This is a genomic window from Sulfitobacter faviae (genome assembly GCF_029870955.1).
Classification (GTDB): Bacteria; Pseudomonadota; Alphaproteobacteria; order Rhodobacterales; family Rhodobacteraceae; genus Sulfitobacter; species Sulfitobacter faviae.
Genome location: NZ_PGFQ01000001.1, coordinates 1,389,422 through 1,408,249, shown reverse-complemented (window position 1 = coordinate 1,408,249; position 18,828 = coordinate 1,389,422). Strand labels below are relative to the sequence as shown.

The 18,828-nt window shown below is 63.6% G+C and carries 18 protein-coding genes and 2 pseudogenes; 4 read left to right on the top strand and 16 right to left on the bottom strand.

Features of this window, described 5'->3' with window-relative positions:
- The first annotated feature begins 10 nt into the window (after window positions 1–10).
- Both CUR85_RS07315 and CUR85_RS07310 read left to right on the top strand, forming a co-directional pair.
- The gene (locus CUR85_RS07315) at window positions 11–1,252 is read left to right on the top strand and encodes an efflux RND transporter periplasmic adaptor subunit (RefSeq protein WP_067268183.1); all 1,242 of its coding nucleotides are present in this window, start codon (window positions 11–13) and stop codon (window positions 1,250–1,252) included.
- Window positions 1,249–4,378: pseudogene (locus CUR85_RS07310) on the top strand (efflux RND transporter permease subunit). The gene CUR85_RS07315 and the pseudogene CUR85_RS07310 overlap by 4 nt, the downstream one beginning before the upstream one ends.
- 37 nt (window positions 4,379–4,415) lie before the next feature.
- Here CUR85_RS07310 and CUR85_RS07305 read toward each other — a convergent pair.
- From CUR85_RS07305 to pcaF, 16 genes are all read right to left on the bottom strand, one after another.
- Complete coding sequence (locus tag CUR85_RS07305; RefSeq protein WP_067267653.1) at window positions 4,416–4,880, bottom strand: PTS sugar transporter subunit IIA; 465 nt, start codon at window positions 4,878–4,880, stop codon at window positions 4,416–4,418.
- A 40-nt stretch (window positions 4,881–4,920) separates the two neighbouring features.
- Window positions 4,921–5,487, bottom strand: coding sequence for a ribosome hibernation-promoting factor, HPF/YfiA family (gene hpf / locus CUR85_RS07300; RefSeq protein WP_067267651.1), 567 nt, complete (start codon window positions 5,485–5,487; stop codon window positions 4,921–4,923).
- A 308-nt stretch (window positions 5,488–5,795) separates the two neighbouring features.
- Window positions 5,796–6,554 (bottom strand): LPS export ABC transporter ATP-binding protein, encoded by a 759-nt coding sequence (lptB, locus tag CUR85_RS07295; RefSeq protein WP_136720275.1) that lies wholly within the window; start codon window positions 6,552–6,554, stop codon window positions 5,796–5,798.
- Entirely contained in the window at window positions 6,551–7,024 is a 474-nt protein-coding gene (gene lptA, locus CUR85_RS07290; RefSeq protein ID WP_280322490.1) for a lipopolysaccharide transport periplasmic protein LptA, read from the bottom strand. Before lptA ends, lptB begins: the two co-directional genes overlap by 4 nt.
- A 26-nt stretch (window positions 7,025–7,050) precedes the next feature.
- Window positions 7,051–7,362, bottom strand: coding sequence for an LPS export ABC transporter periplasmic protein LptC (gene lptC, locus CUR85_RS07285; RefSeq protein ID WP_280322488.1), 312 nt, complete (start codon window positions 7,360–7,362; stop codon window positions 7,051–7,053).
- 2 nt (window positions 7,363–7,364) lie between these two features.
- Complete coding sequence (locus tag CUR85_RS07280; protein ID WP_280322485.1) at window positions 7,365–7,631, bottom strand: hypothetical protein; 267 nt, start codon at window positions 7,629–7,631, stop codon at window positions 7,365–7,367.
- Between the two features lie 33 nt (window positions 7,632–7,664).
- Window positions 7,665–8,633 carry a KpsF/GutQ family sugar-phosphate isomerase gene (locus CUR85_RS07275; protein WP_067267643.1) on the bottom strand — a complete coding sequence of 323 codons (969 nt, stop codon included), beginning with the start codon at window positions 8,631–8,633 and terminating at the stop codon, window positions 7,665–7,667.
- Entirely contained in the window at window positions 8,630–9,244 is a 615-nt protein-coding gene (locus CUR85_RS07270; protein WP_067267658.1) for a ribonuclease D, read from the bottom strand. Before CUR85_RS07270 ends, CUR85_RS07275 begins: the two co-directional genes overlap by 4 nt.
- A gap of 54 nt (window positions 9,245–9,298) precedes the next feature.
- The gene (locus CUR85_RS07265) at window positions 9,299–10,078 is read right to left on the bottom strand and encodes a PaaX family transcriptional regulator C-terminal domain-containing protein (RefSeq protein ID WP_067267642.1); all 780 of its coding nucleotides are present in this window, start codon (window positions 10,076–10,078) and stop codon (window positions 9,299–9,301) included.
- The gene (gene paaZ, locus CUR85_RS07260; protein WP_067267640.1) at window positions 10,068–12,092 is read right to left on the bottom strand and encodes a phenylacetic acid degradation bifunctional protein PaaZ; all 2,025 of its coding nucleotides are present in this window, start codon (window positions 12,090–12,092) and stop codon (window positions 10,068–10,070) included. Before paaZ ends, CUR85_RS07265 begins: the two co-directional genes overlap by 11 nt.
- 10 nt (window positions 12,093–12,102) lie before the next feature.
- A complete protein-coding gene (locus CUR85_RS07255) occupies window positions 12,103–13,167 on the bottom strand; it encodes a 2Fe-2S iron-sulfur cluster-binding protein (RefSeq protein ID WP_067267638.1) in 1,065 nt (354 codons plus the stop codon).
- Window positions 13,168–13,174: 7 nt separating this feature from the next.
- Window positions 13,175–13,669 (bottom strand): 1,2-phenylacetyl-CoA epoxidase subunit PaaD, encoded by a 495-nt coding sequence (paaD, locus tag CUR85_RS07250; RefSeq protein WP_209273846.1) that lies wholly within the window; start codon window positions 13,667–13,669, stop codon window positions 13,175–13,177.
- Window positions 13,670–13,715: 46 nt separating this feature from the next.
- Window positions 13,716–14,438 carry a 1,2-phenylacetyl-CoA epoxidase subunit PaaC gene (gene paaC, locus CUR85_RS07245; protein WP_067265812.1) on the bottom strand — a complete coding sequence of 241 codons (723 nt, stop codon included), beginning with the start codon at window positions 14,436–14,438 and terminating at the stop codon, window positions 13,716–13,718.
- A 35-nt stretch (window positions 14,439–14,473) separates the two neighbouring features.
- Window positions 14,474–14,818 (bottom strand): 1,2-phenylacetyl-CoA epoxidase subunit PaaB, encoded by a 345-nt coding sequence (gene paaB, locus CUR85_RS07240; protein ID WP_231886377.1) that lies wholly within the window; start codon window positions 14,816–14,818, stop codon window positions 14,474–14,476.
- Between the two features lie 5 nt (window positions 14,819–14,823).
- Window positions 14,824–15,816, bottom strand: coding sequence for a 1,2-phenylacetyl-CoA epoxidase subunit PaaA (gene paaA / locus CUR85_RS07235; RefSeq protein WP_067265797.1), 993 nt, complete (start codon window positions 15,814–15,816; stop codon window positions 14,824–14,826).
- 28 nt (window positions 15,817–15,844) lie between these two features.
- Window positions 15,845–17,050: a 3-oxoadipyl-CoA thiolase gene (gene pcaF / locus CUR85_RS07230; RefSeq protein ID WP_067265794.1), complete on the bottom strand. Its 1,206-nt coding sequence runs from the start codon at window positions 17,048–17,050 to the stop codon at window positions 15,845–15,847.
- Between the two features lie 205 nt (window positions 17,051–17,255).
- Here pcaF and CUR85_RS07225 point away from each other — a divergent pair, with 205 nt between their 5' ends.
- A complete protein-coding gene (locus CUR85_RS07225; protein WP_343245417.1) occupies window positions 17,256–17,927 on the top strand; it encodes a PhoD-like phosphatase N-terminal domain-containing protein in 672 nt (223 codons plus the stop codon).
- Window positions 17,813–18,801: pseudogene (locus CUR85_RS07220) on the top strand (alkaline phosphatase D family protein); the annotation flags it as partial. The gene CUR85_RS07225 and the pseudogene CUR85_RS07220, both read left to right, overlap by 115 nt.
- Between the last annotated feature and the right edge of the window lie 27 nt (window positions 18,802–18,828).

Genomic DNA, 18,828 nt, shown 5'->3' with positions numbered 1-18,828 from the left:
AGTTCGATCAATGAGTGACACATCTCAAGAGCGCCAGACGCTTTCATTCGACAGCGATGCCGGCTCGAAACGGTCGAAGTTCATCGCCGGTGGGATAGCGCTGTTGATCGCTCTTTGGATGGGCAGCGGCTATATCATCCCCTCCGAAGAGACCGAGGAGGCCGCGCCTGCGCCCATTGCTCCCGAAGCGGTGACAGTGGCGGTGCGCGGCTCTCAAGCTGAAAGCGTGACGCAGGTCTTCGTGGCCGAAGGGCAGGCCCTGCCGGATCGCGATACGATGGTCCGCGCCGAAGCGGGTGGTGAGATTGCCGAAGTTTTGGTCGCCAAGGGCGATGCGGTCGAAGCGGGCGCGTTGATCGCGCGGCTCAGCACCACGGCGCGCGATTCCGATTTGGCCCGCGCGCGTGAGGAATTGAGCCGCGCACAGCGCGAATACGACAACGCCCAAGCCCTGCTGGACCGGGGCGTCTCGACCGTGGACCGCGTGAGCCAAGCCCGCGCGACGTTGGCCGCCGCTCAGGCCTCGGTCACCGCCGCCGAAGAGGCGCTGAACAACACCGAAATCCGCGCCCCCTTTCCCGGGCGGTTAGAGATGCTCGATATCTCGGCGGGAGAGTTCGTCTCTACCGGTGAAGAAATCGCGCGTCTGGTCGACAACACGCCACTGACGATCCAAGTGCAGGTGCCCCAGCAGTCGCTCAAAGATATTGAAGAGGGGCAAGAGGCCGAGGTCGTCTTCATCACCGGGACAGAGGCGCAGGGCAAGGTGCAATTCGTCTCAAGCAGTGCCAGCGCCGAAACCCGGACCTTTACCGCCGAAGTCAGGGTCGAAAACGCGGATGGAGCGATCCCCGCGGGCATTTCGGCCCGCGTGCGCATCCCCACGGGCGAGACCCGCGCGCATTTCGTCTCTCCGGCGATCCTGTCCTTGGACACCAATGGCACCTTGGGCGTCAAAACCGTTAATGATGACGATAAGGTTGTCTTTAACAAGATCGCCATTGTGCGCGCGCAGACCGATGGCATCTGGATCGCGGGCCTGCCGGATGAGGCCCAGATCATCACCATCGGGCAGGGCTTCGTCAACAACGGGGAAACGGTCAATCCGCAGCCCGAAACCGGCGGCGACAATGAAGGGGAAGCGCAGCCCATGACGGGTGTGCCCGAGATTGACGAGTTGGAAGACCAGCCAACCGGCAACGGCCAGATCACCGGCAGCGCCGAAGCCGCCCAGCCGGAGCAAGTGGAATGAACACGCTGATCGACGCCGCTTTCAGCCGCGCCCGCGTGGTGATCCTGAGCTTGGTGATGATCTTGGCGGTCGGGGCCTATGCCTATGTTGGCATCCCCAAGGAAAGCTCGCCCGAGATTCCGATCCCGACGCTCTATGTCTCCACCTCTCTCGAAGGCATCTCGCCCGAGGACAGCGAGCGGCTGCTCGTTGAGCCGCTTGAGACCGAACTCAGCGCCATCACCGGGTTGAAACAGATCACCTCGAACGGGGCCGAGGGCCATGCCTCGGTGCAATTGGAGTTCGAGCCGGGGTTCGATTCCGATGAGGCGCTCGACAAGGTGCGCGAGGGCGTGGACCGGGCCAAGTCGGACCTGCCCGAAGACGCCACCGACCCGGTCGTGACCGAGATCAACACGGCGCTCTTCCCGATCCTGACCGCGATCCTCTCGGGCCCGGTGCCGGAAAGGACGCTCAACTCCATTTCCGAAGAGTTGAAGGACGCGATCGAAGGGCTGTCCGGCGTGCTTGAAGTCGATGTCGGGGGGAGCGGACCGAGCTTTTGGAGGTGCTGATCGACCCTACGGTCTTTGAGACCTATAATATCTCTTTCGAAGAGCTGATCAGCCAGATCAACCGCAACAACCGCCTGATCGCGGCGGGGGCGATTGAAAGCGGCGCGGGGCGGCTGGTGCTCAAGGTGCCGGGGCTGATCGAGAATGTCGAAGATGTCATGTCGCTGCCGATCAAGGTACGCGGCGATACGGTGGTGACCTTTGCCGATGTAGCCACGATCCGCCGAACCTTCAAAGACCCGACTGGCTTCGCCCGGATCGACGGCCAGCCCGCGCTGGCGCTTGAGATCAAGAAACGCTCGGGCGCGAATATCATCGAGACAGTCGCGGCGGTGCGCGAATTGATTGACGAGATGCGCGCGGAATGGCCCGACAGCATCACCGTCAAATACACCCAAGACGAATCCGAGCAGGTCCAAGACATGCTCAGCGATCTCGAGGCCAATGTCATCGCGGCGGTAATCCTTGTGATGATCGTGATTGTCTGGGCCTTGGGCGTCCGCTCGGCCCTGCTGGTGGGCTTGGCCATTCCGGGGGCCTTCTTGGCCGGGGTCACGGCGCTTTGGGTCATGGGCTATACGATGAACCTCGTCGTGCTCTTTTCGCTCATCCTCGTGGTGGGGATGCTGGTGGACGGGGCCATCGTGACCACCGAACTTGCCGACCGCCGCCTGCAAGAGGGGCATTCGCCCCGCGCCGCCTATGCCCATGCCGCCAAACGCATGGCATGGCCGATCATCGCCTCAACGGCGACGACGCTCAGCGTGTTTTTCCCGCTGCTGTTCTGGACCGGCACGGTGGGGGAGTTCATGAAATTCCTGCCCATTACGGTGATCCTGACCCTGACCGCATCCCTTTTCATGGCGCTGGTCTTTATCCCCGTCGTCGGCGGGATTATCGGCAAGCGCCCGCCGCAATCGGCTAAGGACAAGGCGACGCTCCATGCCGCTGAACAGGGCGACCCGCGTGACCTGAAAGGCTTTACCGGTGGCTATGTCAAACTGCTGCAATTCGCCATCCTGCGCCCGTGGATGACCCTGATCCTTGCCATTTCCATGCTGATGGGCGGCTTCACGGCCTATGCGCAATTCGGCAATGGGATCACCTTTTTCCCCGATGTAGAGCCTGATTTTGCGCAGGTGCAGGTGCGTGCGCGGGACAATTTCTCGATCTACGAACAAGACGCGCTGGTGCGGCAGGTCGAGCAGCGCCTCTTTGCCTATGACGAGATCGCCAGCGTCTATGCCCGCACCGGCAGCAGCAACCGCGACAGTGCCGATCTGATCGGCACCATTCAGGTGGAGTTCACCGAGTGGGACGAACGCCGCCCCGCCGCCATCATTGGCGAGGAAATCCGGACCGAGATGGCGGCCATTCCGGGGATCGACGTGCAGGTGCAGACCGCATCGAACGGCCCCTCGGCGGGCAAACCCGTCAATCTGCGGATCGAGGCGCATGACCCGCAGGTGCAGCAGCAGGTGGTGGATCAGATCCGCGAGAAGATGGCCGATATCGGCGGTTTCACCGATGTGACCGACTCGCGCCCCTGCCGGGGGTGGAATGGCGCATCGCCGTGAACCGGTCCGAGGCCGCGCGGTTCGGGGCCGATATCTCGACGCTGGGGCAGGCGGTGCAACTGCTCACGCGGGGCATCACGGTCGCGGATTACCGGCCTGACGACGCCGAAGGCTCCATCGACATCAATGTGCGCTTCCCGTCGGATGAGCGCACGCTGGAAGAGTTGCAATCGCTGCGCGTGCCGACCTCCGCAGGGCTGGTGCCGATCTCGAACTTCGTGACTTTCGAGCCGAGTCCGCGGACCGGCACGATCACGCGGGTGGATCAAGAGCGGGTGGTCACGATCGAGGCCAATGTCGCGCCGGGTGTCTTGGTGAACGACCAGACCGTCGCGCTGCGCAGCGCGATTGACGCGATGGACTTGCCGCCGGGTGTCGAAGCCTCCTTCGCCGGGGAGGCGGAGGACCAGCAGGAATCGATGATCTTCCTCGTCGGCGCCTTCATCACCGCGATTTTCCTGATGTTCGTGATCCTCGTGATCCAATTCAACAGCTTTTACCAAGCCTTCGTCGTCATGTCGGCCATCGTCTTTTCGATTGCCGGGGTGCTCTTTGGCCTGCTGATTACCGGACGGCCCTTCGGGGTGGTCATGGGCGGCATCGGGGTCATCGCGCTGGCGGGGATCGTGGTGAACAACAATATCGTTCTGATTGACACCTATAACGACCTCAAGAAACTCGGGCTGTCGCCGCTAGAGGCTGCGCTGCGCACCGGGGCGCAGCGTTTGCGGCCCGTGGTGCTGACCTCGGTCACCACGGCGCTTGGCCTGATGCCCATGGTGATTGGCCTCAACATCAACTTCTTCACGCGCGAGATCGTCTATGGCGCGCCTTCCACCCAATGGTGGACCGAGCTGAGCTCGGCCATCGCGGGCGGTCTGGTGGTGGCCACCGTGCTGACGCTGGTGGTGACCCCGGCGATGTTGATGCTGGGAGAGAAGAAAGCGAAACGCGCAAAGCCGACCCCGCCAGAGCCGGAACCGGTCGCTGTCTAGCGCAGGGTCAGGTGGCCGAAGGTCAGGCGGCCTAGGATCAGGCGGCCTTATCGGCCTTGTCTTCGGTCAGGATGGTGTAAAGCGTGGCCGGGTCGGGGTTCGACCGCAGCTTGGTGCAGATGCTGGTGTCGCGCAGTGTGCGGGCCACCAGTGCCAGCGCTTTGAGATGCTCCACCCCCGCATCTTCGGGGGCGAAGAGGGCAAAGGCCACGTCGACCGGTTGCCGGTCGACCGAGGAAAAATCAATCGGTTTGTCCAGTAGCACGAAGGCACCGACGACCTTGTCGATCCCGTCAATCCGCGCGTGGGGCAGGGCGACACCGTGGCCCACGCCGGTCGGCCCAAGGGTTTCGCGCGTCATCAGCGCGTCTACCACTTGGCCGGCCGGCAGCCCATAGGCTTGCTGGGCGAGTTCGCCGATATCCTGCATCAGACGCTTCTTGCTCGAAGCCGAAGTCAAAACCTTCACGGCCTCTGGCTTGAGGAGTTTGCCGAAATCCATTCCGCTCGCCCTGCTCTGTGGCGGAAGTTACCGCCGTGGGTTACGAAGGGTCGATCCAGCCGATGTTGCCGTCTTCGCGGCGGTACACGACATTCATCCCTTCCTGGCCTTCCTTGCGAAACAATAGCACCGGATCGCCCGACAATTCCATCTGCATCACCGCTTCGCCGACAGACAAAGTTGGCACCTTCGTCTGCATCTCTGCAATGATCATGGGTTGGAGGGTATCAGGTTCCTGCGCATCTGAATCGCTGTCTGACGCGAGGATATAGGAGGACGCCCCCAGAAGTTCAACCGGTTCGGCGCGTTCTTTGTGATGGTCCTTCAGGCGGCGCTTATAGCGGCGCAGCTGTTTTTCCATCTTTTCGCAGCAGCTGTCGAAGGCGGCATAGATCTCTGTCGCCTTGGCCTTGGCCGACGCATTAAGACCGGTGGAAAGATGCACGGTCGCCTCGCAGGCAAATTCGTGGCCCGTTTTGGAAAACACCACCATCGCATCTGTCGGGCGTTCGGCATATTTGCTGACCGCCTCGTCCAGTTCGGTCCGGACATGTGTCCGAAGCGCGTCGCCAATGTCGATCTGTTTGCCACTGATCTGATACCGCATATCGTCTCCTTGTCTTTCTTGTTCCGAACATTGCCAAACGGTCCACATGCGTGGAGCGCGACAACTTTCAGATATGGAGGAATGGCGCTGCGACCAGGATGATTTTGACCGTTCCTTCGCGGGAAGGGCGATGCAGGATCAAACAGGAACGCGATGTCACCATAGCTCAATGAGGCCGCGTTTCGGTTTGAAAGTCAATGCCGCCGATGCGCGTGCTATCCTTTTATCGCTACAATCAGAGCGGTTTTCCGCATCGTGCGAGCAAGGCTTTGCCGAGGGCTGGAAGACCCGGAAAAACGCGCTAAGTCTTAGGAAATACGGAAATTATCGCCAAGGTAGACACGGCGCACATTCTCGTTTTGCACAACTTCTTCGGGCGTTCCAGACATCAGAACTTTGCCCTCATGCAGGATATAGGCACGGTCCACGATCTCTAGGGTTTCGCGCACATTGTGGTCGGTGATCAGCACCCCGATGCCGCGCTTCTTGAGGTCGGCAACCAGTTGCCGAATGTCCCCGACCGAGATCGGATCGACCCCGGCAAAGGGTTCATCAAGCAGCAGATAGTTCGGGTTAGCGGCCAGACAGCGGGCGATTTCCACCCGGCGCCGCTCCCCGCCTGATAGCGCCAGGGCAGGTGCGCGGCGCAGGTGTTCGATGGAAAATTCGGTCAGCAACTCTTCCAGCCGTTCGCGGCGCTGGTGGCGGTGTTTGACCCTAATATCGAGGATCGCGCTGATGTTGTCCTGCACCGACAGCCCGCGAAAAATGCTCATCTCCTGCGGCAGATAGCCGATGCCAAGCTGCGCGCGGCGGTACATGGGCAGGGTGGTCACGTCTTTGCCGTCCACGGTGACACGCCCGCCTTCGGGCGTGACCAGACCGGCCACCGCGTAGAAAGTGGTCGTCTTGCCCGAGCCGTTCGGCCCCAAAAGCGCCACGACCTCCCCCCGGTCGAGCGCCATCGAAAAGTCGCGGATCACCGCTTTCTTGCGGTAAGACTTGCGCAGATGCTGAATGCGCAGGCCGGAATCGCCCCCGGCGACTTTCAGCTCGGGCGGCATCAGTTGTCGCTGCCGGGCTGCAAAATGGTCTTCACGCCGCCCGACATCTGCGCCGTGCCGTCGTCCAGGTTCACTGTCATTTCCTGCGCGCTCAGTGCACTGGGGCCCTGGGTCATCAGCACGTCGCCGCGCATTACCAAGGTGCCAGCGTCGATGTCGTAATCGGCGCGCTGCGATTCAGCGGCGTCCTCCCCCGCGACCAAGACCACGCCGCCGGTGGCCTCCAGCTTGGCGATGCCCTGATCCGAGGCGCGATAGACGACCTCGACCTTACCGGCGGAAAGGGTCATTTCACCCTGAGAAATCAATACATTGCCCGTGAAGACGGCGGTGCCCGTGGCATTGTCGACCGACAGGTTATCGGCGGTCACCTCGACGGGTTGGCTGGTGTCTTGCTCAAGCGCGCCGAAGGCGACATTGGCAGACTGTGCAGAGACAGGGGCGGCCTGCAGCGCGAAAAACAGCGGCAGCATCAAAATAAACAAGTGTCTCAAGGCAGTTACTCTTTCGTTGCTTGCGGCGTGTATATCAGTTTCACACCCTTTGTGAAAAGCAATTGCGATCCGGCGCTGTTCTGCCGGTTGGTGATGGCCATGCTGCCGGCGGTGATCTCGCCCGCGGGGCTGGTGGCTTGGACCGGGCCAGGCGATTGCAGGTCCAGCGTGGTGAGGTTCGAGATCATCCGCTCGGACAGGATTTCGTAGCCGGTTGAGGTGCTAACCCGCACATCGCCCGCCAGTTCCGCCGCCTCTGCGCCGGTGTCGAACCGCCCTCTGTCGGAGTGGAGCTTGATCTGGGCGCCGCCCTCCAAGTCTAGCGTGGCCTCGATCTCCTCGGCTTCATTGGTGCCGGTCTCCCCGCCGGGGTGGTCAGTTTCTCGGCAGAGAATGAGATCAGATCGCCATCCGCCGTGGTGCCGGAATAGAAAGGGCCGGTGATCTGCTGGTCGCGCAGCCGTTCTTGGACCTCTTTGTCCGCGAAGGGGATCACGGCTTGCGGTTCAATCGCCCGCGACAGCAGGAATAGGGTCGATAGCAGCGCCAGCGCGATCAGCGGAAAGAGCACTTTCAGCCACGACACGACGCGAGAGTGGCGATCCCCCTTCATCCGGCGTCACCCCAGTCCGACGCGCAGGCAGTCGTGGATATGCAGCAGCCCGATGGGCGATTTGCCGTCGTTCTGCGCGGGGTCGGTCACGATAAGGCAGGTGATCTTGCGGCTGTTCATCACGCCCACGGCCTTTTCGGCCAGTTCGTCGGGGGTGATGGTCACGGGCGCGGGGGTCATGACGTCGCGGGCGGTCATGGTCATCAAGCCATCCAGATGCCGGGCGAGGTCACCCATGGTGATGATCCCGGCCAGCGCGCCTTCCGCATCGATGACGCAGACCACGCCAAAGCCCTTGCGGCTGATCTCGCTCAGCGCCTCGGGCATCGGGGCGTCGGCGGTGACCAGCGGCAGCTTGTCACCCACATGCATCAGATCGGCCACGCGGCTCAGCCTTGCACCCAGCTTGCCGCCGGGGTGGAAGTCGCGGAAATGCTCGGCGGTGAAGGCGCGGTTCTCCATCAGCGCCACGGCCACGGCATCGCCCATCGCCAGCGTCAGCGTGGTCGAGGTGGTGGGCACCACGCCGGTGCCGCAAGCCTCTGCCGTGCGGGGTAGTTCCAGCACCACGTCGCTATGGCGGCCAAGGCTGCTCTCGGCGCGGCTGGTGATGCCGATGAGCGGAATGGCATAGCGACGCGAATAGGCGATGAGGTTGGCAAGCTCCGGCGCTTCGCCGGAGTTGGAAATCGCCAGCACCACATCGGCGGCGGTGATCATGCCCAGATCGCCGTGGCTCGCCTCGGCCGGGTGGACGAATTGCGCGGGCGTGCCGGTGGAGGCTAGTGTCGCCGCGATCTTATTGCCGATATGGCCCGACTTGCCGATGCCGGTGACGATCACGCGGCCCTTGCAGGTGCGCATCAGGTCAACCGCGGCGCGAAAGCGGTCATCAAGGCTGTCGGCCAGCAGGGTCAGCGCCTCGGCTTCGCAGCGGATCACCCGGCGGGCGGTGTCGAGGAAAGGTGTGTTCATGCGTGTGCGAAGATGTCCGTGTCCGGCCATCCCTCCAGATCCAGCCGGGCGCGCATGGGCAGGAAATCGAAACAGGCCTGCGCCATGTCCATCCGGCCTTCGCGTATCAGGCGTTTGTTAAGTTCATCGCGCAGCCGGTGCAGGTAAAGCACGTCAGAGGCGGCATAGTCGATCTGCGCTTGGGTCAGCTCTTCGGCCCCCCAATCGCTGGATTGCTGCTGTTTCGAGATATCGACGCTCAGAAGTTCTTGGCAAAGCTTCGCCAGCCCGTGCCGGTCGGTATAGGTGCGCACCAGTCGGCTGGCGATCTTGGTGCAATAGACCGGCGTCGCGGTGGCGCCAAAGGTGTTGAGCATCGCGGCAATGTCGAAGCGGCCATAGTGGAACAGCTTCAGCACATGAGGATTTTCCAGCAGCGCGCAGAGGTTCGGTGCCTCGGTCTGGCCCTTGGCGACCTGCACCAGATGCGCGTGACCATCGCCGCCCGAAAGCTGCACGACACAAAGCCGGTCGCGATGCGGATGCAGCCCCATCGTTTCGCAATCAATCGCGACCATCGGCCCAAGGTCGAGGTCATCCGGCAGGTCGTTCTGATAGAGGAAATTTGTCATGAGCACGTCTATATCGTGCTTGTCCGGCATGGGAAAGCGGGGCTTTGCGCCGCGTCAGGCGGTGGCCAGATCCTGCAATGCGGGGCGCGGGTAGCGGCGCAGCAGGCGGTCGACCAGCAAATGGCAGCGGTAGCCGGACCATTCGGGGCGGATCAGCCCGCCGGGCAGGGCGGGATGCTTTAGCACCAATCGCCGCCAATTGTGCACGATCAGGCAGCGCAAGACCGCGACGTCCAAGGGGGTGAGTTGCTCTGGCGCGGGAAGCTCGGCATCCAAGGCCGTAAGCGCGGCCAAGAGCGCGTCATAGTCACCCTCAAGCTCGGCGGGTTCCACTGCGCGGCGCAGCCACTCGGGCGGCGGCGTGCCGGGCAGGGTAAGGCATCCCGTGGGGGCTGCGCTCTCGGCGCGCCCGACGTAAGCGCGGGGCAGGACGGCGATGAACCCCGCCTCTCGCAGGGCGTTGTCGGTCTCGCGCCCGTTCTCCTCGGTCACGACCATCTGCCAAGGTTCCGACAGGTCCGGCGGCGCGGCGTAGATGCGCGGACTGGCGGCAGCGCTTTCCGCGCGGCCTTGGGCGGTCAGGCTGTGCTGGCTGATGCGCCCGGCCTTGACCGATTGTAGCCAGCCGTCATTGCGCAGCCGGTGCAGTGCCACGCGGCTTGCCTCGGGCCGCACGTCGAGCGCGGCCATGATCTGCGACAGCACCGGCCCTTCGATTGCGTCGCCCTGTCCCTGTGCCAGATCGCCGAAGAGGCTGACCATCAGCGACCAGACCCGCTGACCGCCAAGGCCAGCGAGTGCCGCGACGACCGAGGGCGCGTGGTCAGACGGCATTCATCGTCAGCAGGTCGTATTCTGCGACCGCCTCCTCACGCTGGTTGGTCAGGGTCACATGCCAGCGCACCTCGCCATATTCCGCGTTGCGCGGCGTCTTGTGCTTGACCGAGAGCCGCACCTTGATGCTGTCGCCCGCCGAGACCGGTTCGAGGAAGCGCAGGTTGTCGAGGCCGGTGTTGGCCAGCACCGGACCGGGGTCGGGCTGCACGAAGAGGCCCGCGGCAAAGCTCAAGAGCAGGTAGCCATGGGCCACGCGCCCCGGGAAGAAGGGGTTCGCGGCGGCGGCCTCGTCATCCATGTGGGCATAGAAGGTGTCGCCGGTGAAATGGGCGAAGGTCTCGATATCCTCGAGCGTGACCTCGCGGGTGGGCGAATGGAAAGTCTCGCCCAGATCAAGCTCGGTGAAGCGGCGGGTGAAGGGATGGGCGCGGTCGGTGATCTCCTCGGCGCCCGGCACCCATTGCTTGCCGATGGCGGTGAGGATGTCGGGGCTGCCCTGCACCGCGGTGCGCTGCATGTAATGCATCACGCCGCGCACGCCGCCCAGCTCCTCGCCGCCGCCCGCGCGGCCCGGTCCGCCATGCACCATATGCGGCAGCGGGGAGCCGTGGCCCGTGGCCTCAGCCATAGATTTGCGGTTGTTAAAGTAGAGCCGTCCGTGGAAGGCCGCGGAGCCCATCGTCAACTCGCGCGCCACCTCGCCGTCATTGGTGATGATCGACGCCACCAGCGAGCCTTGGCCGCGGTTCAGAAGCTGTGTGGCGTGTGCGAGATCGCGGTAGGGCATGAGGGTGGAGACGGGGCCGAAAGCCTCGGTGTCATGCACGCGCTCGGCGGCATCGGGGTCGGCGCAGTGGAACAGCATCGGCGGCAGGAAGGCGCCCTTGTCGCGGTCGGCACCCTTCACGGTGAAGTTGTCGGGGTCGCCGAAAACGCGCTCGGCCTCGGCGCTTAGCAGCCCGACCTTCTCCAACACATCGCGTTTCTGGCTGCCCGAGACCAGCGCGCCCATGCGGGTGTCCTCGGCGCGGGGATCGCCGATGGTGGTCTTGGCGAGGCGCTCGGACAGGGCCGAAATCACCGCGTCGATCTGCGCGTGCGGCACCATGATCCGGCGGATGGCGGTGCATTTCTGCCCCGCCTTGGCGGTCATCTCGCGCTGCACTTCCTTGACGAAAAGGTCGAACTCTGGCGTGCCCGGCACCGCATCGGGGCCGAGGACGGAGGCATTCAGGCTGTCTTGCTCGGAGGTGAAGCGCACGGAGTTTTCCATGAGCTTCGGATTGCCGCGCAGCTTCAGCGCGGTGTCGGCGGAGCCGGTGAAGGCCACGGCATCCTGACAGCCGAGCAGGTCGAGCATATCGCCCAAGCCGCCGCTCACGAATTGCAAAGCACCCTTCGGCAGCAGCCCGCTGTCCAGCATCAGCCGCACGCAAAGTTCGGTCACATAGCAGGTGGCGGTGGCCGGTTTCACGATCGCCGGCACGCCGGCAAGCAGGGTGGGGGCGAGCTTCTCCAACATACCCCAGACCGGGAAGTTGAAGGCGTTGATATGCACGGCGACGCCCTGTAGCGGGCTGCAGATGTGGCGGCCCATGAACTGACCCTCGCGGCCCAGTTGCTCGGGTGCGCCGTCGAGGTAGACATGGGCGTCTGGCATCTCGCGCCGGCCCTTGGAGGCGAAGACCAGCATGGTGCCGATGCCGCCGTCGACGTCGATCTTGTGGTCCGACAGCGTGGCCCCGGTGTCGTAGCTCAGATCATAAAGCGCCTGTTTATGCTCCATCAGATGCAGCGCCAGCGCCTTTAACATGCGCGCGCGGTCGTGGAAGGTCATGGCGCGCAGGGCAGGGCCGCCGTGTTCGCGGGCAAAGCCCAGCATGGCGCCCGCGTCCAGTGCGTCGTTGCCGGCCTGCGCGATCACCTCGCCGGTGATGGCGCTGGCGATGTTGCGGGCGCCGGCCCCGGGGGCCAGCCATTCGCCGGCGGCGTAACTGTGGATATCGCGCATGTCGGCTCCTTCAGTGGGTGTCGTAGTCGATGGTGAGTTTGTCGCTCAGCGGGTAGCTTTGGCAGGTCAGCACGTAGCCGCGTTCGACTTCGTAATCCTCCAGCGCGTGGTTCGAGATCATCTCGACCTCGCCTTCCAGCACCTTGCCCATGCAGGTCGAACAGACCCCGGCCTTGCAGGAGAACGGCGCCTCCTGCCCGTTCTCCAGCGCCGCTTCGAGGACCGATTGCCCCTTCTGCATGGTGAAGCTGCGCCGCGCGCCGTCGATGATGACGGTGATCTCGGTGCCCTTCTGGCCCTCGCTGCGCTTGGCCATTTCCTGTTTCGCCAAACGGCCCTGCTGGCTTTCGCTGAACAGTTCGAACTTGATCTGCTCTTCGCCCAGCCCATTGGTCTTCAGCGCCTCGGCGATGGCCAGCATCATCGGTTCCGGTCCGCAGATGAAGGCGGTGTCGATGGTGTCGATCTGGATCCAGTGCTTGAACAGCGCGTTGCATTTGTCCTGATCGACCCGGCCCTCGAAAAGCTCCATGTCCTGCCCGGATTCGAGGATGTGGATCACCGTCAGGCGGCCCATGTATCGGTTCTTGAGGTCTTCGAGTTCCTCGCGGAACATGATCGTGTTCACCGCGCGGTTGGCATAGACCAGTGTGAAGGTCGACTTCGGCTCGCGTTTCAGCACCGTCTTCAGGATCGACAGCACCGGGGTGATGCCCGAGCCGCCCGCGAAGCCGAGGTAGTTCTTGGCCACCTCAGGTTCGATCGGGGTGAAGAACTTGCCCTGCGGCGGCATGGCGTGCAGCACGTCGCCGACCTTGAGCTCGGTATTGGCATAGGTCGAGAAGGCCCCGCCATCGACGCGTTTGATCCCTACCTTCAACTCGCCGTCGTCCAACCCTGCGCAGATCGAATAGTTGCGGCGCAGCTCGGTGCCGTCAAAATCCTGTTTGAAGGTCAGGTACTGGCCTTGGGTGAAGGCGAAGGCGTCGGGGTCTTCCGGCTTCAGCGTCAGCACCACGGCATCGCGGATGGTGTGGTGGATGTCGGTGACGGTGAGGGGGTGAAACTGGCTCATCGGGGCCTCAGATACATTTGAAATAGTCAAAGGGTTCAAGGCAGTCCAAGCACCGCCATTGCGCCTTGCAGGGGGTCGAGCCGAACTGGCTGATCCGCTCCACCGCTTTCGATTGGCAGTGCGGGCAGTGCTGCGGCCCGCCGGCGGGGCGCGGCGGCGCGATGCCGTAGGCTTCAAGCTTGGCGCGGCCGGTGTCACTCATCCATTCGGTGGTCCAAGGCGGGGAGAGTTGGCGCTTCAGCTCCAGCTTTTCGATCCCGTGGCCGTGCAGCGCCGTCTCGATGTCGAGGTTGATGATGCTGGTGGCGGGGCAGCCTGAATAGGTCGGCGTGATGGTGACGACCAGCGTGTCGCCGTGCCATGCCACATCGCGGATGATGCCCAGATCGGTGAGCGAAATCGCGGGGATCTCGGGGTCCGGGATCGCGGAGAGCCACGCCCAGACCGTCTCGACCGATGGCTTTTCGCCGCGGGCGGGGCCGCGCGAAGCGGGCCGGCGCACCACCCCGGCACCGGCGCGGGGGCGGGCCGGCTGTGGGGGGCGGGTTTCACCATGTGGCGTCCGGGTAGGCGCGTTGCAGCCACTGCATCTGGGTCAGCATATGGCCCAGATGTTCGCTGTGCCGCGCGCCGCTTTTCCCGCCCCTATGGGCAAAGTCATCCTCGGGCTTGGTCAGCGTCGCCGCCTGCAGCGTGTCGCCGACCAGTTGGTCATAGCTTTTGCGCATGCTCGCCGGATCGGGTGCGATGCCGGCTTCGGCCATGGCGGCGTCGACATCATCGCCAATGAACATCTCGCCCACATAGGGCCAAAGCAGGTCGAGCGCCGCCTGCATTCGGCGGTGGCTTTCCTCGGTCCCGTCGCCAAGGCCGATCACCGTGTCGGAGGAGCGTTCGAGGTGATAGGTCACTTCCTTCGCGGACTTCTCGGCGATGGCGGCGATCTGCTTGTCGCTGGAATCGATCAGCGCGGTGAGCTGTGCCAGATGCCAGGCGTCAAAGAGGAACTGCCGCATCATGGTCTGGCCGAAATCGCCGTTGGGCTGTTCCACCAGCAGGACATTGCGGAAGTCCCAGACATCGCGGTGAAAGGCGAGCTTGTCCGCATCGCGGCCTTCGCCTTCGACCTCGCCCGCCAGACCGAGCCAAAGCTGCGTCTGACCGATCAGGTCGAGCGCCACGTTGGCCAGCGCGATGTCCTCTTCCAGCACCGGCGCCACGCCGCACCATTCCGAGACGCGGTGGCCAAGCACCAGCGCGTTGTCGCCCATCCGGCAGAGGAATTCGAACTTGGGATCGGTGCCGCTCACATCGCCCCCACTTCGTCGGGAATGTCGTAGAAGGTCGGGTGGCGGTAAACCTTGTCGTTGGCGGGCTCGTAAAGCGCGCCTTTCTCCTCGGGCGAGGAGGCGGCGATGGCGCTGGCTTCGACCGCCCAGATGCTCACGCCTTCGTTGCGGCGGGTATAGACGTCGCGGGCGTTCTTGATCGCCATTTCCGCGTCCGCCGCATGCAGGCTGCCGACATGGCGATGGCTCAGCCCGTGCTGGCCGCGGATGAAGATTTCCCACAGGGGCCATTCGGTGGGCCGTGCGTCGCCGTGGGGGGCGGCTTCGGTGCCTTTGTATTCGCTGGATTCAGGGCTGCTCATGTCGCTTACTCCGCTGCCATTTGTCTGCTGCGCTTTTTCTCGGCGTGGGCCAAAAGCCCCTCGCGCACCCAGCGGCCTTCGTCCCAAGCCATGTTGCGCGCCGCCAGCCGTTCGGTGTTGCACGGGCCATTGCCCTTGAGCACCTGAAAGAACTCTTCCCAATCCGGCTCGGCAAAGTCGTAGTGGCCAGTCTCTTCGTTGAACTTCAGTGTCTCGTCGGGGATCGTGAGGCCAAGGTATTCGGCCTGCGGCACCGTCTCGTCGACGAACTTCTGACGCAACTCATCATTGGTGTTCATCTTGATCTTCCACGCCATCGACTGCGCGGAATGGACCGAGTCCTTGTCCGAGGGGCCGAACATCATCAGCGCCGGGAACCAGAAGCGGTTGAGCGCGTCTTGCGCCATCTTGCGCTGGGCGGGCGTGCCATTGGCCATCTTCATCATGATGTCGAAGCCTTGGCGCTGGTGGAAGCTTTCTTCCTTGCAGATGCGGACCATGGCGCGGGCGTAGGGCCCGTAGGAGGTGCGCTGCAGCGGCACCTGATTCATGATCGCGGCACCATCGACGAGCCAGCCGACGGCACCCATGTCGGCCCATGTCAGGGTCGGATAGTTGAAGATCGAGGAGTACTTCATCTTCCCCGAAAGGAGGTCGCGGGTCATCTGGTCTCGGGTCACGCCCAGCGTTTCCGCCGCGCAGTAGAGGTAGAGGCCGTGCCCGGCCTCGTCCTGCACCTTGGCCAGAAGGATCGCCTTGCGCTCCAACGTCGGGGCGCGGGTGATCCAGTTGCCTTCCGGCAACTGGCCCACGATCTCGGAATGCGCATGCTGTCCGATCTGGCGGATCAGGTTCTTGCGATAGCCGTCGGGCATCCAGTCCTTGGGCTCGATCTTGCCGCCCGCGTCGATGCGTTCCTGAAAGGCGCGCTCGTCGGGGTCCATCTCGTCGAGGGATTTGACGCCCTTGCCGGTGGATTTGATCATCTGTGCATACATCGGTCCGTTCCTTTCGAGGAAAGAAGTGTCAGCCTGCGTTTTCGAGGATCAGGGCAACGCCCTGACCCACGCCCACACACATGGTACATAGCGCGTATTTGCCGCCCGTCCGCTTGAGCTGCAGCGCCGCCGTCATCACCAGACGTGCGCCGGACATGCCAAGCGGGTGGCCGATGGCGATGGCGCCGCCGTTGGCATTTACATGGGGTGCGTCATCCGGCACGCCAAGCGCGCGCAGCGTGGCGAGGCCTTGGCTCGCGAAGGCTTCGTTAAGCTCGATCACGTCCATCTGCTCGATCGTCAGGCCCGCGCGGTCCAGCACCTTGCGCACCGCCGGGATCGGGCCGATGCCCATGACGCGCGGCTCGACGCCCGCCGCCGACATGGCCACGACGCGGGCGATGGGGGCCAGGCCGTGGTCCTTCACGCCCGCCTCGGAGGCCAGCAGCATCGCCGCGGCACCGTCGTTCACGCCCGAGGCATTGCCCGCGGTCACGGTCAGGTCGGCGCCATTGATGCCGCGCAGCTTGCCCAGTTTCTCCAACGTGGTGCCGGGGCGGGGGTGTTCGTCGCTGTCGATGACCACGTCCTCGCCCTTGCGCTGCGGAATGGTGACCGGGGCGATCTCCTCGGCGAAGACGCCCTTCTCGGCTGCGGCGGCATAGCGTTCCTGGCTACGTGCGGCGAAGGCGTCTTGATCTTCGCGCGACACGTCATGGTCGGCGGCGACGTTGTCGGCGGTCTCGGGCATCGAGTCGACGCCGAACTCAGCCTTCATCTTCGGGTTCACAAAGCGCCAGCCGATGGTGGTGTCATAGACGGCGTTGTTGCGCGAAAAGGCGGTTTCGGCCTTGGGCATCACGAAGGGCGCGCGCGACATGCTCTCAATCCCGCCCGCGATGGCGAGGTCCATGTCGCCCGCGCGGATCGCCCGGGCGGCAGCGCCCACGGCGTCCATCCCGCTGGCGCAGAGACGGTTGATCGTCGCACCCGGCACCTCGACCGGCAGGCCAGCCAATAGCGACGCCATACGCGCCACGTTACGGTTATCTTCGCCTGCCTGATTGGCGCAGCCCATGATCACGTCATCGACGCGCGCCCAGTCGACGGAAGGGTTCCGCTCCATCAGCGCTTTCAGCGGCACGGCGGCCAGATCATCGGCGCGAACCGAAGAGAGGGCGCCGCCGTAACGGCCAATGGGGGTGCGCTGCGCGTCGCAGATGAATGCCTGCATGGGGTCTCCTGTTGTTGCACCGCAATCTACACATCGGGGCGATTCGGTTCAATCAAAATGTTACGGAATGAAAATGGGGTACGGATTTTGGTAACACGTCATCGCGCTGTCACCAAAGCTTTGCCAAAGAGTCACGCAGCTGTCGGCCATCTGTCACGCGCCGGGGGTTCTGTGCCGCCATCGCCACCCTCAGAGGAAGCTCACGATGACCAAACTGATCCGCCCGACCCGTCGCGCTGTGCTGGCGGGCTCCACCGCCTTTGCCGCAAGCCTTGCCATGCCCAGCCTCAGCCGTGCAGCCTCACGCCCGGTGTTTACCCATGGGGTGCAATCGGGCGATGTCGACACGCAGTCCGGCATGATCTGGACCCGCACCGACCGCCCGGCACGGGTGCAGGTCGAAATCTCCACCACCGAGAGCTTTGATAACGCGCGCCAGCTTGCGCCGATGAACGCGTTGCCGAACCACGATCTGGCGGTGAAACGTCTGGTCGAAGGGCTGCCCTCGGATCAGGATATCTTTTACCGCTTCACCGCTGCGGACCTGAGCGACATCAATGCCACTTCCGAGCCGATCATCGGCCAGTTTCGCACCGCGCCCACCGCGCGCCGCGACGTGCGCTTTGCTTGGTCCGGTGACACCGCTGGTCAGGGCTGGGGCATCGACGATGAGGGCATGCGCACCTATGCGACCATGGCCAAACACCGCCCGACTTCTTCCTGCATTCCGGTGACACCATCTATGCCGATGGCCCGCTTGAGGATGAGGTGCAGCTTGACGACGGCACGATGTGGAAGAACACCACCATCATCGACGAGAAACGCAAGGTGGCTGAGACGCTGGACGAATACCGCGGTCAGTGGAAATACAACCTGATGGACGACCATGTGCGCGAGATGAACGCCCATGTGCCGACCTTCATGCAGTGGGACGACCATGAGGTCGTGAACAACTGGTCCTCCTCGCGCAGCCTGATGGAAGACGACCGCTATAGCGAGAAGTCGATCCATGTCCTTGCCGCCCGCGCTTCGCAGGCCTTCCATGAGATGACCCCGCTGCGCATCACCCCCGCCGAGCCGGGCCGGGTCTACCGCAAGATCAACTACGGTCCGATTCTGGATGTCTTCTTCCTCGACCTGCGCAGCTACCGGGGCCGAACAGCGAGAACATGCAGACCGAGATGTCGCAGGCCACCGATATCCTCGGGGCCGAGCAGATGGCATGGCTCAAGCGTGAGCTGACCAATTCGGCGGCCACATGGAAGGTCATCGCCTGCGACATGCCCATCGGTCTGGTCGTCGGCGGCGGGGCCGAGGCGGTTGCCAATGGCGACAATGGCGCCGCCAAGGGCCGCGAGCAAGAGATCGCGGGGCTGCTGCGTTTCATCAAGACCGCGCAGGTCGACAACGTGGTCTGGTTCACGGCGGATGTGCATTACACCGCCGCGCATTACTACAACCCCGACAAAGCGCAGTTTCAGGACTTTGACCCGTTCTGGGAGTTTGTGTCGGGCCCGCTGCACGCGGGCACCTTTGGCCCGAACGAATTGGACGGCACCTTTGGCCCCGAGTTGAAATACGTCAAAGCCCCCGAAGAAGGTCAGGTGAACCTGCCGCCCTCCGCCGGTCTGCAATTCTTTGGCTTGGTCGATATCGACGCCAAGACCCAGCAGATGAAAGTGCGTCTGATGGACCGCGCCGATACCGAGCTTTACTCGGTGACGCTCGACCCCAAGGGCGCGACGATCTAAGCGCCCTCCGCATGGCACAGTGAGAGG

Excerpts from the sequence above, each read along its gene's own strand:
- CUR85_RS07315 (WP_067268183.1), top strand. The coding sequence starts at position 11 with ATGAGTGACACATCTCAAGAGCGCCAGACGCTTTCATTCGACAGCGAT.
- CUR85_RS07305 (WP_067267653.1), bottom strand. The coding sequence starts at position 4,880 with ATGGATTTCGGCAAACTCCTCAAGCCAGAGGCCGTGAAGGTTTTGACT.
- hpf (WP_067267651.1), bottom strand. The coding sequence starts at position 5,487 with ATGCGGTATCAGATCAGTGGCAAACAGATCGACATTGGCGACGCGCTT.
- lptA (WP_280322490.1), bottom strand. The coding sequence starts at position 7,024 with ATGCTGCCGCTGTTTTTCGCGCTGCAGGCCGCCCCTGTCTCTGCACAG.
- CUR85_RS07275 (WP_067267643.1), bottom strand. The coding sequence starts at position 8,633 with ATGAACACACCTTTCCTCGACACCGCCCGCCGGGTGATCCGCTGCGAA.
- CUR85_RS07270 (WP_067267658.1), bottom strand. The coding sequence starts at position 9,244 with ATGACAAATTTCCTCTATCAGAACGACCTGCCGGATGACCTCGACCTT.
- CUR85_RS07265 (WP_067267642.1), bottom strand. The coding sequence starts at position 10,078 with ATGCCGTCTGACCACGCGCCCTCGGTCGTCGCGGCACTCGCTGGCCTT.
- paaZ (WP_067267640.1), bottom strand. The coding sequence starts at position 12,092 with ATGCGCGATATCCACAGTTACGCCGCCGGCGAATGGCTGGCCCCCGGG.
- CUR85_RS07255 (WP_067267638.1), bottom strand. The coding sequence starts at position 13,167 with ATGAGCCAGTTTCACCCCCTCACCGTCACCGACATCCACCACACCATC.
- paaC (WP_067265812.1), bottom strand. The coding sequence starts at position 14,438 with ATGGGCGACAACGCGCTGGTGCTTGGCCACCGCGTCTCGGAATGGTGC.
- paaB (WP_231886377.1), bottom strand. The coding sequence starts at position 14,818 with ATGAGCAGCCCTGAATCCAGCGAATACAAAGGCACCGAAGCCGCCCCC.
- paaA (WP_067265797.1), bottom strand. The coding sequence starts at position 15,816 with ATGTATGCACAGATGATCAAATCCACCGGCAAGGGCGTCAAATCCCTC.
- pcaF (WP_067265794.1), bottom strand. The coding sequence starts at position 17,050 with ATGCAGGCATTCATCTGCGACGCGCAGCGCACCCCCATTGGCCGTTAC.
- CUR85_RS07225 (WP_343245417.1), top strand. The coding sequence starts at position 17,256 with ATGACCAAACTGATCCGCCCGACCCGTCGCGCTGTGCTGGCGGGCTCC.